Source organism: Photobacterium atrarenae (assembly GCF_024380015.1).
Classification (GTDB): domain Bacteria; phylum Pseudomonadota; class Gammaproteobacteria; order Enterobacterales; family Vibrionaceae; genus Photobacterium; species Photobacterium atrarenae.
The window spans coordinates 2,622,421-2,636,258 of record NZ_CP101508.1 but is presented as its reverse complement, the minus strand read 5'-3'; the positions used below and the strand labels follow the sequence as shown (position 1 = coordinate 2,636,258).

Sequence of the window (13,838 nt, the reverse complement as noted above, 5' to 3'; positions counted from 1 at the left end):
CTTAAAAACACGCATCGGATGTGGGAATGAATTGAGTTGTTTAATATTTACTCATAAAATGCCGCCTGAATAGCGTATCGCCATACGATGATGGCATCCCCCGGTTTATGGAAGAGAGCAGGGAATGGAGCAACCCGGATTTAACCGCAGATTCAGCGCCGCGAAAGCGTTGGCGCTTCTGGTCATGATTAGCCTAATTCGATATCTGGACAGCTTCGCTTTGATTTTCAGTGCCAAGCACGTCGGGATTATTCCCTGGATCATCGCCCTCCTGGTGGTGCTCTCGGGGATCACGGCGATCTTTGGCTTGTTTCGCGGCAACAAATGGGGCTTTATTCCGCTGTACTTTTTTATCCCCGGAGCCACGTTGTTTTTCGGCATGAGCCTGATCCCCTATCTCCCTTTGCTGATTGAACCGGCCTATCGTGGTATGGCAGTGGTGGCCATTAATTGCGGCATTCTGATTTATGCGGTGTGGCTGCTGCTCCGGATGATGGAGCGCCATGATCTGCATTATTAACCGGTTGTTGCCCGGTCGGATTTGGTATTCATCGGTCGGATCTGTGATAATACAGTCATGATTAATCAGGCAATTGGCGCAGGAAGTGCGTTAATGACCTCTGCTCAGCAAAGGACGAGGAAAGATGAAGAAAATTGAAGCCGTTATTAAGCCGTTCAAGCTTGATGATGTTCGAGAAGCGCTTGCAGAAGTCGGCATCACCGGGATGACGGTGTCGGAAGTGAAAGGCTTTGGGCGCCAGAAGGGGCACACAGAGCTGTATCGTGGGGCCGAATACATGGTTGATTTCCTGCCGAAGGTGAAGCTGGAAATCGTGGTCGCCGATGATGTCGCTGAGCAGTGTGTAGAGACCATCATCGAAACAGCGCAAACCGGGAAGATCGGTGACGGTAAGATCTTTATGTTTGATGTTGAGCGTGTGGTCCGGATCCGGACCGGCGAGGAAGACGAAGACGCCATCTAAAACAAGCAGCGCACGGTTGTGATGGAAAAGGCTTGCCGGGTGGCAAGCCTTTCTTGATCTGTACCGGCGTCGCGCTAACCGGCAATCGCCGAGCCGCTGTAGCGTCCGGGCTTGTGGTTCATCGCCAGTACCAGGTTCAGCATCACGGCGCCCAGCACGGACAGGGCCAGGGTCATCGGGCTGACCAGGAAATAGGAGGCGATCAGAATGCAGAGATCGATCCCCATCTGCAGCTTGCCGGCTGACCAGCCGAACTTTTCCTGCAGGTAGAGCACCAGCACATTAAATCCGCCCAGGCTGGTCTGGTGGCGGAACAGGATCAGCATTCCCAGGCCCATCAGCAGGCCGCCAATCATTGCGCAATACAGCGGTTCCAGCCGGCTGATCTCCAGCACATAGTGCATATGATCGGTGATCACCGAGACCAGGCCGCCGGAGATGATGCTGGTGATGGCAAAGGCGCGGCTCATCCGGAACCAGGCCATCAGGTAAAACGGGGTGTTGAGCAGAAAGTAAAGCTGGCCGAAAGACAGGTCGACAAACTGGCTAAGTAAAAGGGCAAGACCTGTGGTGCCGCCGGTCAGCAAGTGGGCTTGCTGCAGGAAGAAAACGCCCTGGGCGACAACAAAGGTGCCCGTCAGGATTGCAATGACGTTCTCTTTATGCGAATGATGGTAACCGCTCAAAAAATCAAACTCCTTGTTTGTAGCGAATCCTGTAGACGGCGCCTTGAGCGCGGAGCAGGGATCCGGTGATCGATGTTGGCGCTATGATACGGGTGGGGCTGGGTACTGAGAAGCCTGTCACAGAAATGGTTAAACTACAGGTGTAATGATTTCGATACAACTACGTAAACTATTAATTTGTAAATTTTCTTGCAAACTGTATGTGATGAACTAAAGCGTTGTTGGTGATGCTTGCATCAAGATGAAAGGAATTCATGCTGACATGGAAAATAAACATGCAGAAATCACAAGAAAAAGCACAATCAGGACTATCTGACCCGGACCAAATTCTGTAAAATACAGCGCTATGTACCAGGGTGACGAAAACGTTTGCGTTCAGGCGGCGCCTGGGCTGATGTTTTTTCGAATTTCACCGAAAATTACTGTTTACCATTCATTCGCAGCAGGAACGGTTTTTTAGTGCTTCTGCGGGTGTATATGAGAACGATCTGAGTCAGGAGATACAGATGCTAAAGCGCGACATGAATATTGCCGATTATGACGCAGAACTTTTTGCAGCCATTCAGGAAGAGACTGCGCGTCAGGAAGAGCACATCGAGTTAATTGCCTCTGAAAACTACACCAGCCCGCGTGTAATGGAAGCACAAGGTTCTCAGCTGACCAACAAATATGCCGAAGGTTACCCGGGTAAGCGTTACTACGGCGGCTGTGAGTATGTGGATAAAGCAGAGCAACTGGCGATCGACCGTGCTTGCCAGTTGTTCGGTGCCGAGTACGCCAACGTGCAGCCACACTCTGGCTCACAGGCCAACAACGCAGTCTACATGGCGTTGCTTAATGCCGGGGATACTGTCCTGGGCATGAGCCTGGCCCACGGTGGCCACCTGACCCACGGCTCTCCGGTAAACTTCTCCGGCCGCCTGTACAACATCGTGCCTTACGGCATCGATGAAGCCGGCAAAATCGACTACGAAGAAATGGAAGCGCTGGCGGTTGAGCACAAGCCGAAAATGATCATCGGTGGCTTCTCTGCTTACTCGCAGGTTGTTGACTGGAAACGCATGCGTGAAATCGCGGACAAAGTGGGTGCTTACCTGTTTGTCGATATGGCGCACGTCGCCGGTCTGATTGCTGCGGGTGTCTACCCGAATCCTGTGCCGCACGCGCATGTGGTGACCACTACCACGCACAAAACCCTGGCCGGTCCTCGCGGCGGTCTGATCCTGTCGAACGGCGGTGAAGACCTGTATAAGAAACTGAACTCTGCCGTATTCCCGGGCGCCCAGGGCGGTCCGCTGATGCACGTGATTGCAGCCAAAGCCGTGGCGTTCAAAGAAGCGATGGAGCCGGAATTTAAAGCGTACCAGGCGCGTGTGGTTGAAAATGCCAAGGCGATGGTCGGTGAGTTCCTCGAGCGTGGTTACAAGATTGTCTCCGGCAGCACTGAAAACCACCTGTTCCTGGTCGATCTGATCGACAAAGGCATTACCGGGAAAGAAGCCGATGCTGCGCTGGGCTCAGCCAACATCACAGTGAACAAGAACAGCGTACCGAACGATCCGCGCAGCCCGTTTGTGACTTCAGGGATCCGCCTGGGCACCCCGGCGATCACCCGTCGCGGCTTCACTGCTGAAGATGCCAAGCAACTGGCTGGCTGGATTTGTGACATCCTGGACGATGTAAACAACCCGGAAGTGATCGAAGCGACTAAAGCCAAGGTGCTCGAGATCTGTCAGCGCCTGCCTGTTTACGCTTAATCCTTCTGTGTGAGCCGGCCGGCGGCGACGCTGGCCCGGCAAAGCGCAAGATGCATAAAACGGCACCTGATTCAGGTGCCGTTTTGTTTTATCAGCCAGAATCAACAGAAAAACCCGCCAGAACGCTCAACAGCGGAGCGAAATGGGTTACACTGAGGCGACGAGTATGAGGAGGCAAGATGCATTGTCCTTTTTGCGGTGCAAATGACACCAAAGTAATCGATTCCCGTCTGGTTGCAGACGGCCATCAAGTCCGTCGGCGTCGTCAGTGTCTGGCCTGTAATGAGCGTTATACGACGTTCGAAACAGCAGAGTTAGTTATGCCGCGGGTGATTAAAACCAATGGCAACCGCGACCCGTTCAACGAAGATAAGCTGCGGGGCGGCATTCAGCGTGCCCTGGAAAAGCGCCCAGTTAGTGCTGATGACATTGAGCGGGCAATCAATACCATCAAGTCACGCCTGCGGGCGACCGGTGAGCGGGAAGTGCCGTCTGAAATGATCGGCAACCTGGTGATGGAAGCGCTGAAAGAGCTGGATAAAGTGGCTTATATCCGCTTTGCATCCGTTTACCGTAGTTTTGAAGATATTCGAGAATTTGGCGAAGAGATCGCCAGATTGGAAAAATAAGTGCGGGCGGCACCCTGCCGCCGGCCTGAACCATGAAAAGCAAACCAGATGTTTTCATCGATTGACCATGCCATGATGCTGCGCGCCCTCGAACTGGCGAAACGCGGCCGATTCACCACTGCGCCCAACCCCAATGTCGGCTGTGTGATTGCCCACGGCAGTGACATTGTCGGCGAGGGGTATCATTACCGGGCTGGCCAGCCTCACGCGGAAGTGTTTGCCCTGCGGGCAGCCGGTGAGAAAGCCAAGGGTGCCACTGCCTATGTCACCCTCGAGCCTTGCTCTCATTTTGGCCGGACGCCGCCGTGCGCTGCGGCATTGATTGACGCCGGTGTTGCCCGGGTGGTCTGTGCCATGGTTGATCCGAATCCGCAAGTGGCCGGGCGGGGCCTGAAGATGCTGCGGGCCGCCGGGATCGCGGTGCAGTCGGGCTTGCTCGAAGCCGATGCCGAGGCGCTGAATCCGGGGTTTATCAAGCGGATGAAAACCGGCAAGCCGTATGTGCAGCTCAAGCTGGCGGCCAGCCTCGATGGTCGCACCGCGCTGGCGAACGGGGAGAGCAAATGGATCACCTCACCGGCGGCGCGGGCGGATGTACAGCGCTTCCGGGCCCAGGCCGGGGCGATCTTATCAACCAGTGCCACGGTACTGGCTGATGATCCGTCGCTCAATATTCGCTGGGAGGAGCTGGATGAGACGGTGCAGCAGCACTATCCGCAGGCATCGTTGCGCCAGCCGATCCGGGTGGTGATTGACAGCCAGAACCGGGTCACACCGACTCATCGCCTGATTGGCCTGCCGGGACAGACTCTGCTCGCGCGGCGTGAGCTGGGAAAAGAATCCTGGCCGGCCTCAGTACAACAGCTGGTGGTACCGGCTGCTGAGCATGGCCGGCTGGATCTCGATGCCCTGATGACCGTACTGGCACAGCAGGATATTAACCACTTGTGGGTGGAGGCGGGTGCCGCCCTGGCGGGGGCCTTGCTCTCTGCCGGGCTGGTGGATGAGCTGATTGTCTATCAGGCGCCGAAACTGATGGGCAGCGACAGCCGGGGACTGATTGACCTGCAAGGGTTCACGGCGATGACCCAGGTGCCGGAGCTGACCATCCGGGATGTTCGCATGGTGGGGCCGGATATTCGGATCTCCGCGCAAATCAAACAAGCAATTTAAGGAAAATCCTTCATGTTTACAGGCATTATTGAAGCGGTTGGGACCATTACGGCGCTGACACCGAAAGGCAAAGACATTTCTGTGACGGTGGATTCCGGCAAGCTTGATCTATCCGATGTAAAATTGGGGGACAGTATTGCAACCAACGGCGTTTGCCTCACGGTGGTTGCGCTGACTGGCAACGGCTATGTGGCTGATTTGTCGTTAGAGACCCTCCAGCGGACCGCGTTTGCGACGTACCGTGCCGGACAGGCGGTCAACCTGGAAAAAGCCATGCTGCCGACTACTCGGTTCGGCGGTCATATGGTGTCCGGCCACGTGGATGAGGTGGCGGAAATAATCGAACGGAGCCACACCGGCCGGGCCATTGAATTCTGGGTTCGGGTGCCGGCGCATCTGGCCAAGTATATTGCCGAAAAAGGCTCGGTCACGGTCGATGGGATCAGCCTGACCGTCAATGCCGTCCGGGGCGATGAGTTTAAACTGACGATCGTGCCGCACACCGCTGCCGAGACCACGATGGAATCATTCCAGCCCGGTCGGAAGGTCAACCTGGAGGTGGATGTGATCGCCCGCTATCTGGAGCGATTGATACTGGGTGACAAGGCGGCAGAAAAAGCGCCGACAGTGACCATGGATCTGTTGGCAAAATCCGGATTCTTGAAATCATAAAGACCAAGCAGGAGAAGGGGAACACAATGGCATTAAGCAGTGCAGCAGAGATCATTGAAGATATTCGCCAGGGAAAAATGGTGATCCTGATGGATGATGAGGATCGCGAAAACGAAGGCGATCTGATCATGGCCGCGGAAAAGATCACCCCTGATGCCATTAACTTTATGGCGACCCACGGACGGGGACTGATTTGCCTGACCCTGACACAAGACCGTTGCCAGCAGCTGAATCTGCCGCTGATGGTGCAGGACAATACTGAGCAGTTCAGCACTAACTTCACCATTTCGATTGAAGCGGCCGAAGGCGTGACCACCGGGATCTCCGCCGCAGATCGCGCCCGCACGGTACAAGCAGCCGTAGCGGCGAATGCGACACCCTCGGATATCGTGATGCCGGGCCATGTATTTCCGCTGATGGCGCAGCAGGGTGGGGTACTGGCCCGTGCCGGTCACACCGAAGCTGGTTGTGATATCGCTCGCCTGGCCGGTCTGGAGCCGTCGAGCGTGATCGTTGAAATCCTCAATGAAGACGGCACCATGGCCCGCCGCCCGGATCTGGAAGTGTTTGCCGAGAAACATGGCCTGAAGCTGGGCACCATTGCCGACCTGATCGAATATCGCAATACCAACGAAACCACCATCGAGCGCGTGGCTGAATGCCGCCTGCCGACGGCGTTCGGTGAGTTTGACCTGATCACCTACCGTGACACCATCGATAACGAAGTCCATTATGCGTTGCGCCACGGGCAAGTTAGCCCGGTTGAGCCGACGCTGGTGCGGGTGCATGTGCAGGATACCTTCAAGGACATTCTGCATTCCGGGGCGTCGCAATGGACGCTGTCGGCAGCGATGCAGCGAATTGCCGAGGAAGGTGGGGTCATGGTGATCCTCAATCGCCACGAATCACAAGAGGCCACATTGACCAAGATCCAGCAACTGGCCGCGCAGGAAGCCGGCAAGCCGATGGTGAAACTGAATCCGAAAGATCAGTCGCGCCAGGTCGGGGTCGGCTCGCAAATTCTTGCCGATCTCGGGGTGGCGAAGATGCGCCTGCTGTCTTCAACCCATCAGCGCTACCACTCCCTGTCCGGCTTTGGCCTGGAAGTGGTTGAGTATATTTGCGAATAAGTCAGCTGCCGTTGACAGCATTATTGTGTCGCTCTTCGGGCAACCTTGCCGGTGGTGAGCGACTTATCATGAACATTGGTTTGAGAAGCCAAGGCAGGCCGGATCCCCGGGTGGGGAGCGGCTCACAACTAAATTGGTATAACCCATAAAGTGTGGTAGACTCCCGCGGTTTCTCAAACCGGAAAAGACATAGTCACAGGAAGGCCCATGAAGGTAATTGAAGGCGCCATTGCGGCACCAAATGCAAAAGTTGCTATCGTAATTTCACGTTTCAACAGCTTCATCAACGAAAGTCTGTTGGAAGGCGCACTTGATGCGCTGAAACGTCAGGGTCAGGTCAGCGATGACAACATCACCGTTGTTCGTTGCCCGGGTGCTTATGAGCTGCCACTGGTGGCACAGCAGGTTGCCAAGAGCGATCGTTACGATGCGATTGTTGCACTGGGTTCTGTGATCCGTGGCGGTACACCGCACTTTGATTATGTTGCCGGTGAGTGTAACAAAGGTCTGGCGCAGGTTGCTCTGGAGTACAACACTCCGGTTGCATTCGGTGTTCTGACTGTAGATTCAATTGAACAAGCCATTGAGCGTGCCGGTACCAAGGCTGGTAATAAAGGGGCAGAGGCTGCACTAAGCGCGCTTGAAATGGTCAATGTCCTGTCCCAAATCGAATCCTAATGGGGGTTACTGTGAAACCAGCCGCACGTCGAAACGCACGTCAGTTTGCTGTTCAAGCCATTTATTCTTGGCAAATTACCAAAGGCAATGTTGCCGATATCGAGCAACATTTCCTGTCCGGGGATAAGTTTGAAGAAGAAGAGTTCCAGGCCGATGCTCCGGTGTTGGCGGCTCCGCATACAGACGTTGCCTACTTCCGTGATCTGTTCACCGGCGTTGTCCTGAATCATCAGGAGCTGGACAGCAAAATGCGCCCGTACCTGTCGCGCCCGCTGCAAGACCTGGATCAGATGGAACTGGCACTGCTTCGCCTGGCGATGTACGAAATGGTTAAGCGTGACGACGTTCCTTATAAAGTGGTGATTAACGAAGCGATCGAGTTGGCAAAAGCCTTCGGCGCGGAAGACAGCCACAAGTTTGTGAACGGCGTGCTGGATAAAGCAGCACCGACACTTCGCAATAAAAAGTAAGCGAATCACAACGACAGAGGGCCAGCTAAGCTGGCCTTTTTTCTGTCCTCGATCTGAAGAGAGTATGGCTAAAAACGAATTTGACCTCATTGCTCGCTATTTCGAGCATCAGGCGGTCAGCCGTCGCGACGTGGTGTTGCCGATTGGCGATGATTGCGCCCTGCTGGCAATGCCGGAAGGCAGTCAACTGGCCGTGAGTACTGATACCCTGGTGGCGGGGACTCATTTTCTGGCCGAGGCCGATCCGGTCAAGGTAGCCCATAAGGCCCTGGCCTCTAATCTGAGCGATCTGGCGGCGATGGGGGCGACCCCGGCTTGGGTGTCGCTGGCACTGACGATGCCCAAGCCGGATGAAGCCTGGCTGTCAGGCTTCTGCCAGGGTTTTTTTGCCCTGGCGGAATATTACAATGTTCAGTTGGTGGGGGGAGACACCACCAAAGGCCCGCTCAGTATCACCATGACGGTCCACGGCTTTGTGCCGCAGGGCGAAGCGCTGACCCGCAGCGGTGCCAACTCGGGCGACTGGGTCTATGTCACCGGGAACCTGGGCGATAGTGCCGCCGGTCTGGCGTTGGTACTGGGCGACAAGCAGGTTGACGATCCCGAACTTCGCGAGTGTCTGCTGGAGCGCCACTACCTGCCGCAACCGCGGATCCTGGCCGGACAGGCGCTGCGCGGGATAGCGACGGCCGCACTGGATATCTCCGACGGCCTGGTGGCTGATCTCGGCCACATTCTGGAGCGCTCCGCTCTGGCGGCGGTGATTGATGTTGACACGCTGCCGCTGTCAGCTGAATTACAGCAGTTTGAGCCGGACACGGATCGCGCGTTGCAGCTGGCGTTGAGCAGCGGGGAAGAGTACGAACTGTGCTTTACCGTGCCGGAGCAAAACCGCGGGGCGATCGACACGGCCCTGGCTTATAGCGGGGTCAAGGCAACCTGCATTGGTCAGTTGAGAGCCGGTCAGGGGATCACCCTGATGCGTGGCGACACGGCGCTGGACTGGCGGCTTCATGGCTATGACCATTTTTCGGAGTAACACGTGGCAAACCCAAAAGAAAAAATAAACCTGAAAAACCCCTGGCACTTGCTGGCTACCGGCTTTGGCAGTGGCCTGTCCCCGGTGATTCCCGGTACCATGGGCACCCTGGCAGCGGTGCCGTTTTACCTGCTGCTGGCCGAGTTGCCGTTTTCCGTTTATTTAGTGCTGGTGCTGAGTGCTGCTTTACTGGGGATCACCATTTGCCAGAAAACGTCCGATGATATGGGCGTGCACGATCACGGCAGCATCGTGTGGGATGAATTTGTCGGTTTTTGGATCACTATGGCCGTGGCACCCGTGGTGAGTTGGCAGTGGCTGTTGGCCGGCTTTGTCCTGTTCCGCTTTTTTGACATGGTCAAGCCCTGGCCGATCAGCTGGCTGGATAAACATGTCCACGGCGGGTTCGGGATCATGGCCGATGACATTCTGGCTGGCGTCATGGCGATGATCAGCCTGTGGGGGCTTGGCTACTGGCTGGGCTGGTAGTTACCGGATTGTCATGCTTAAAACACCGCGCTGTTGCGCGGTGTTTTATTTTTAAGAAAAATAATAAAAATCAGTTCACTAGCTGCATATCGACTAGGCTGTAAGTATGTTTTCCGATGAAGACAGTGGTGAGTGATGCAGAATCTGTGGTGGCGGTGTGCCCTGAGTATGTTGGCCTGGTTTGCATGTCAGGTCTATGCACAGGTTTATCCTTCCACGGGGACCGCCTGGGTATTGCCCGGCGGGTGGGATGAGCCCCAGGCGACGTCTTATTTTGATACCGCTGATGCCGTGAAGCAGTGGGAAGGGCGCCATGCCGATTTGGTGCTTGGCAGCCTGCACGACCCTGAGATGAATCAGAAACTCATCACCATGGGGTACATCTACAGCCAGAAGCTCAATTGCCGCCCCGGTAACCAGTCGGCCTGGCTGAGCGCCGAAGCAGCCCGGCAGGATCTGGATATTGAAGACGGTTACCTTCATTTTGCCGAAGATACCGTACTGGCGGTCAAGCAGTTCAGCCGTGGCCTGGACTATCTGCTCGAAGGGCAGCCCTATCATCTACTACGGGTTCGCGATCAGCAATTCTCAACCGCCCGCCTGCCCCTGACGCTTCAGCCCGGTGATGCCCTGATCGCCATGGCTTCTTATCCGTTTGACCGGGTACAAGTTACCGCGCTTTCGCCGCCGGAGGTTGCCCGGGCGGTGACGGACGATGCCGGGCATGTCGGTGACTGGGCACCGGTTGAAATCACCTGGCAGAGCGACATTGGGGCGCAAAAGCAGCTGATCCAGAGCGGGCGGCTGCACCAGCCGGGGCACTGGCGCAGTGTGCAGGCTGTTGAGCAGGGCCGGGCACTCAACAGTGGTAAGCGCGGGCTGGAGCTGGGGTTGCGAACCTGGATGATCCGGCTGCAGTGGCCGACGGCAACCCGGGTCCACAGCGTCCGTTTTCAGCCTTGGTTGCAGCGAACACCGCAAGGGGCACAACAATCCCTGATGATCCCGGGTTGGGACGGGCAAAACGATCGCAACCGGGATGGCTACATTGATGATGATGAGTTCGCCGCCCGGGTAAATCCGAATGCCAGCGCCCGGTTTCGCCATCAGGCGCGCCTGATCCCGGCCGGGCATCTATGGCCAGGGGCCTGCTGGTACCGGACCAACTTTGCCGACCCGGTTTGGAACCGGCTTAGAGCCGGCTGGTATCAGGCTGACTGGAAGCGCCAGGGGTTGAGTGGCGGCTATAATGACGATATGGCTAAACTGCTGGGTAAGAATCAGTTTCAGGTTACCGAGGGTGGCCTGATTGCTGAGCTTGCGCAGCGGGCAGGGACCGCAGAAGCCGCTGCAACCTATGCTGCGCAGCAGGCTGATTTCCTGCAACTGGTGAAACAGCGTACCGGTACCGGCTGGCTGGCAGCGAATATCTCTCGCTTGAACCTGTGGCATGATTCCGTCTGGCCGGCCAAGCTGCGGGCTGTGGTTGATCTCTGGCTGCGCGAACACTATCTCCACCCGGCGATGGGGCTGGCCCGGATGCAGCAGGGGTGGGATATATTCGCCCTGGGCAAAGCCGGGGATAAAAGCCTGATCATGGCCTCGGTCAAGGGGGGGAGAAGCCATTTGGCCCCGGCTTCGGTCCGGGCGTGGCAGCAGGATATTGAAACCGGCCTGGCCCAGTATTACTTCTTTAATCTGCCGGGGCTGACTTACTACCACAGCTGGAACCAGACCTACTTGTATGGCAGCGGCAATACCACGCTGCGCAACTGGCATCGTGAGGGAGTGCCGAAGAACTGGGCTTATCAGCCGACTGGGATGCTTAAGGTTGATATCGGCCGGCCGATCTCTCCGCCCGGTGGCTACAAACTGGTGCAATGGGTCAATGGCGATAAGCAAGTGAAATCCACGGCGACACAGTTTGGTGAAGTGTCGCTGATGCCGGCCAACTGGTTCTGGCTCTATCGTAAGGGGTGGCTTGGCGCGGTACCGGATGAAGGGGTGATGGCGCGCCGTTACAGTGACGGGCTGGTGGTGTACCGGGCGGTGAAAGCGCATGATGAGCAGCGTTTTTTGCTGGCCGAGCCGCTGCGGGTATCGCTGCCGGGAGAATACCAGCGGGTGTTCTATGATGGTAGTTTGAGTGAGCCGATCCGCTATCTCGAACTGGGGGGATATGAAGGGGCGGTGCTTAAACGCGTGTCGTCTCCGTGAGCTGAAATGAAAACGGCTCCGCAGGGGAGCCGTTTGAAGACCATGAGGCCGATTTAGTCCAGATAAGCGCGGATTTGTTTCTCGATGCCCGGGCCGTCAATGTCCAGCAGGGCATGGAGTTCGGCCTGGGTGCCTTGCTCTATGAAGCGATCCGGCAGGCCTAGGTTGAGCACCGGCTTGAGGATTTTCTGCTTCATCAGGAACTCGTTGATGCCGCTGCCGGCGCCACCGGCGATGGCATTCTCTTCGACCGTGACCAGCACATCATGGCTGGCAGCCAGCTCCCGGACTAAGGCTTCATCCAGCGGTTTGACAAAACGCATGTCCGCTACGGTTGCATTGAGGTTTTCTGCCGCTTCCAGCGCATAGCTCAGCATGGTACCGAAGCTGAGGATCGCGATCTTTTCTCCCTCGCGGCGCACGACACCTTTACCGATTTCCAGCGCGGTCATCTCGCGGGTCGGGGTGATCCCGGTGCCGCTGCCGCGCGGGTAGCGCACGGCGCTCGGGCCCTGGTGGATGTGGCCGGTGTAGAGCATCTGGCGGCACTCGTTCTCATCGCTCGGCGCCATGATCACCAGGTTCGGGATACAACGCATATAGCTGAGATCAAACGCGCCCTGGTGGGTTTGTCCGTCGGCACCAACCAGGCCGCCGCGGTCAATGGCAAACATTACCGGCAGATCCATGATGGCGACATCGTGGATCAGCTGATCATAACCGCGCTGCAGGAAGGTCGAGTAAATTGCCACAACCGGGTGGTAGCCGCCGATGGCCATGCCCGTTGCCAGCGTCACGGCATGCTGCTCAGCAATCGCGACATCAAAATATTGCTCCGGATACGCTTTTGAGAAGCGCACCATGCCGGAGCCTTCCCGCATCGCTGGGGTGATCGCCATCAGCTTGCTGTCTTCAGCCGCCATATCACACAGCCAGTCGCCGAAGATATTGGAGAAGGTCGGCTGGCTTTTGGCTTTCGGGATCGGGTTCTGGGTCAGATCGAACTTCGGCACGGCATGGTAGTTGATCGGATCGGCTTCTGCCGGGGCATAGCCTTTACCTTTTTTGGTCATGATATGCAGGAACTGCGGCCCTTTGAGGTTACGCATGTTCTTCAGCGTTTTGACCAGCTCCTCCACATCATGGCCGTCGATCGGGCCAATATAGTTAAAGCCCAGCTCTTCGAACATGGTGCCGGGAACGACCATGCCTTTGAGGTGCTCTTCCGCGCGTTTGACCAGCTCTTTGATCGGCGGCGCGCCGGAGAGGACTTTCTTGCCGCCTTCGCGGAAGGTGGTATAGAGGTTGCCGGACAACACCCGCGCCAGCTGATTGTTCAGCGCGCCGACGTTTTCCGAAATCGACATTTCGTTATCGTTGAGGATCACCAGCATGTCGGAGTGGACATCCCCGGCATGGTTCATGGCTTCAAACGCCATCCCGGCAGTGATGGCACCGTCACCGATCACGCTGACCACTTTGCGCCCCAGGCCTTCTTTTTCGGCGGCAATCGCCATCCCGAGGCCGGCACTGATCGAGGTCGACGAGTGGCCGACGGACAGGACGTCGTATTCACTTTCTTCCCGCCACGGGAACGGGTGAATGCCGTCTTTCTGGCGAATGGTCGGCATGGCTTCACGGCGTCCGGTCAGGATTTTATGCGGGTAGGCCTGATGGCCGACATCCCAGATCAGGTGATCGAACGGGGTATTGTAGACATAGTGCAGGGCCACGGTCAGCTCAACGGCGCCGAGGCCGGAAGCAAAGTGACCACTACTACGACTGACGGTGTTCAGTAAGTAGGTCCGCAGCTCGTCACAGACAGCGGGCAGGCTGTCGGCCGGTAGCAGACGGAGTTCATCTGGAGTGTTGGCCAGAGCCAGATGCGGGTATTTTGAAATATCCAGTGTCATAA

General features: G+C 56.6%; 14 protein-coding genes. 12 read left to right on the top strand and 2 right to left on the bottom strand.

What is annotated here, in order from left to right; all coding sequences use genetic code 11:
* Positions 1 to 124 precede the first annotated feature (124 nt).
* Entirely contained in the window at positions 125 to 520 is a 396-nt protein-coding gene (locus NNL38_RS12410; RefSeq protein WP_255388344.1) for a hypothetical protein, read from the top strand.
* A gap of 124 nt (positions 521 to 644) precedes the next feature.
* On the top strand, positions 645 to 983 hold the full coding sequence (gene glnB, locus NNL38_RS12405) for a nitrogen regulatory protein P-II (RefSeq protein ID WP_255388343.1): 339 nt from the start codon (positions 645 to 647) through the stop codon (positions 981 to 983).
* A gap of 74 nt (positions 984 to 1,057) precedes the next feature.
* Here the strand turns inward: glnB and NNL38_RS12400 are convergent, their stop codons facing one another.
* The gene (locus tag NNL38_RS12400; protein ID WP_255388342.1) at positions 1,058 to 1,669 is read right to left on the bottom strand and encodes a YitT family protein; all 612 of its coding nucleotides are present in this window, start codon (positions 1,667 to 1,669) and stop codon (positions 1,058 to 1,060) included.
* A gap of 506 nt (positions 1,670 to 2,175) precedes the next feature.
* Between NNL38_RS12400 and glyA the strand changes: the two genes are divergently transcribed.
* The 10 genes from glyA (at position 2,176) to NNL38_RS12350 (ending at position 11,923) form a co-directional block, all read left to right on the top strand.
* Positions 2,176 to 3,426, top strand: coding sequence for a serine hydroxymethyltransferase (glyA, locus tag NNL38_RS12395; RefSeq protein WP_255388341.1), 1,251 nt, complete (start codon positions 2,176 to 2,178; stop codon positions 3,424 to 3,426).
* A 179-nt stretch (positions 3,427 to 3,605) separates the two neighbouring features.
* On the top strand, positions 3,606 to 4,055 hold the full coding sequence (nrdR, locus tag NNL38_RS12390) for a transcriptional regulator NrdR (protein WP_255388340.1): 450 nt from the start codon (positions 3,606 to 3,608) through the stop codon (positions 4,053 to 4,055).
* Positions 4,056 to 4,103: 48 nt separating this feature from the next.
* Positions 4,104 to 5,228 carry a bifunctional diaminohydroxyphosphoribosylaminopyrimidine deaminase/5-amino-6-(5-phosphoribosylamino)uracil reductase RibD gene (ribD, locus tag NNL38_RS12385; protein WP_255388339.1) on the top strand — a complete coding sequence of 375 codons (1,125 nt, stop codon included), beginning with the start codon at positions 4,104 to 4,106 and terminating at the stop codon, positions 5,226 to 5,228.
* A gap of 12 nt (positions 5,229 to 5,240) precedes the next feature.
* On the top strand, positions 5,241 to 5,900 hold the full coding sequence (locus NNL38_RS12380; RefSeq protein WP_255388338.1) for a riboflavin synthase: 660 nt from the start codon (positions 5,241 to 5,243) through the stop codon (positions 5,898 to 5,900).
* A 26-nt stretch (positions 5,901 to 5,926) separates the two neighbouring features.
* Positions 5,927 to 7,030, top strand: coding sequence for a bifunctional 3,4-dihydroxy-2-butanone-4-phosphate synthase/GTP cyclohydrolase II (gene ribBA, locus NNL38_RS12375; protein WP_255388337.1), 1,104 nt, complete (start codon positions 5,927 to 5,929; stop codon positions 7,028 to 7,030).
* 207 nt (positions 7,031 to 7,237) lie between these two features.
* Positions 7,238 to 7,708: a 6,7-dimethyl-8-ribityllumazine synthase gene (ribH, locus tag NNL38_RS12370; RefSeq protein ID WP_039460564.1), complete on the top strand. Its 471-nt coding sequence runs from the start codon at positions 7,238 to 7,240 to the stop codon at positions 7,706 to 7,708.
* Positions 7,708 to 8,178 (top strand): transcription antitermination factor NusB, encoded by a 471-nt coding sequence (gene nusB / locus NNL38_RS12365; RefSeq protein WP_255388336.1) that lies wholly within the window; start codon positions 7,708 to 7,710, stop codon positions 8,176 to 8,178. Before ribH ends, nusB begins: the two co-directional genes overlap by 1 nt.
* A gap of 64 nt (positions 8,179 to 8,242) precedes the next feature.
* Complete coding sequence (gene thiL, locus NNL38_RS12360) at positions 8,243 to 9,217, top strand: thiamine-phosphate kinase (RefSeq protein WP_255388335.1); 975 nt, start codon at positions 8,243 to 8,245, stop codon at positions 9,215 to 9,217.
* A gap of 3 nt (positions 9,218 to 9,220) precedes the next feature.
* Positions 9,221 to 9,706 carry a phosphatidylglycerophosphatase A gene (pgpA, locus tag NNL38_RS12355; RefSeq protein ID WP_255388334.1) on the top strand — a complete coding sequence of 162 codons (486 nt, stop codon included), beginning with the start codon at positions 9,221 to 9,223 and terminating at the stop codon, positions 9,704 to 9,706.
* A 135-nt stretch (positions 9,707 to 9,841) separates the two neighbouring features.
* On the top strand, positions 9,842 to 11,923 hold the full coding sequence (locus NNL38_RS12350) for a hypothetical protein (RefSeq protein WP_255390638.1): 2,082 nt from the start codon (positions 9,842 to 9,844) through the stop codon (positions 11,921 to 11,923).
* A gap of 53 nt (positions 11,924 to 11,976) precedes the next feature.
* Here NNL38_RS12350 and dxs read toward each other — a convergent pair whose 3' ends face one another.
* Positions 11,977 to 13,836, bottom strand: a complete 1,860-nt coding sequence (gene dxs / locus NNL38_RS12345) for a 1-deoxy-D-xylulose-5-phosphate synthase (RefSeq protein WP_255388333.1) — start codon at positions 13,834 to 13,836, stop codon at positions 11,977 to 11,979.
* Between the last annotated feature and the right edge of the window lie 2 nt (positions 13,837 to 13,838).